This window comes from Mesorhizobium sp. WSM4310, from assembly GCF_007003935.1.
Taxonomy (GTDB): Bacteria; Pseudomonadota; Alphaproteobacteria; order Rhizobiales; family Rhizobiaceae; genus Mesorhizobium.
Window position 1 is genome coordinate 1 of the sequence record NZ_VFTA01000083.1, and the last position, 1,338, is coordinate 1,338.

The 1,338-nt window shown below is 59.7% G+C and carries 2 protein-coding genes; both read right to left on the reverse strand.

Annotated features, from left to right (window positions below; translation table 11 throughout):
• Positions 1-264: 264 nt before the first annotated feature.
• Positions 265-576 (reverse strand): type II toxin-antitoxin system RelE/ParE family toxin, encoded by a 312-nt coding sequence (locus FJV80_RS34360; RefSeq protein WP_142878502.1) that lies wholly within the window; start codon positions 574-576, stop codon positions 265-267.
• Positions 577-579: 3 nt separating this feature from the next.
• A complete protein-coding gene (locus FJV80_RS34365; RefSeq protein WP_095772379.1) occupies positions 580-846 on the reverse strand; it encodes a type II toxin-antitoxin system ParD family antitoxin in 267 nt (88 codons plus the stop codon).
• Between the last annotated feature and the right edge of the window lie 492 nt (positions 847-1,338).

The window sequence follows — 1,338 nt, forward strand, 5'->3', positions numbered from 1 at the left end:
CGGCGCACCGCCCTCGTTCGTGAGGCGTATATAGTCGCCACCAATCCAAACTGTCAACACACTTCACCAAAGTTTTTTCGATTTCTCGTCGGCATATCCACAAGGCCGAAATTCGTGAGTTGGCTTGGCTGAATCTAGACCGGACGTCCGCTGCCGATCATTCCTGCCGGGCTCACCATTACCTCGAGGCCAGACCCCGACATCGGCTTGAAAATCGCCTGTCTCCCGGTGGATGTCGAGCGCCGCGCCAGCGTGGGCAACGCTTCAGGGCCGGTCTTCCAGCAGTTCCGGCGTGATGTTCCGCCCAGCGTAAAAGACGCCCAGGATCAACACCCGTTCGCTCTCGACCGCGAAAGCGATGCTGACGGCGCGCCGATAACCAACGATCCGCAGCCCGGGCATGATCTCGACCCGCTCCGTGCCGCGCTGTGGAAAAGTCGATAGGCCCAGGCAATGGTCGCGGATGCCGACGACGAAATTCCAGGCGATCGCCGGCGACCCGCGCTCGGCTATGTCGTCATAGAGTTGTTCGAGTTCAGCTTCCGCCATGGGATGGAAGACGATCCGGTAGTCCATCCCCTACCTGGCCTTCGCCAGCTTCGCGCGATGGCGCGCCTCCAGCCGAGAGAACACCGTATCGGCAGGAATCCCCCTTGCCGGATCCTGCTGGAGCTCAGTCAGGCGCCCTGGGATTTCCTCGCGCAGCCATCTCTCCCGCTCCGCCTCGAAATCCTCGAGCATACGTAGGCCGGCGCGGACAACCTCACTGGCATTGTTGTAACGACCTGATTCGAGCTGCTTCCTGATGAAGCTCTCATAATGGTCGTTCAGGGCGTAATTGGGCATGGCAAACCTCTGCAAAGAATGTCCGGCCATGGGAAACATAGCAATAGATGTCACCTATTGCCAGAACTAGCCGGTGCGGCGGCACTCCGCCTTTGATTCGGATTATTCCGCAGGGCTTGATTCGCCGATTCTGCACAACCGCGACATCGGCCCCAGCTCCGCTGACGCCGGCGCGATCGAGGAAACGGGTCTGCAATTGACGGCTCCGACGATCTGCTCTCCGTCATACAGGCGAGACGACGGGCACCGAAGCCGGTCGAGAAAGAGGCCCCGCCTGCAGAATTCATTTCGCATTTGGTTGCGGTCGCCGCTCCGATTCGGCTTTCGCTGTTCGCTTCGGTCGTTGCTGCGCGTTCTTCCATTGGCCCCTAAAAACAAAAACGGCCCGCTGGTTTGAGCCAGGCGGGCCGTTTTTTGATTTGGTTGCGGGGACAGGATTTGAACCTGTGACCTTCAGGTTATGAGCCTGACGAGCTACCGGGCTGCTCCACC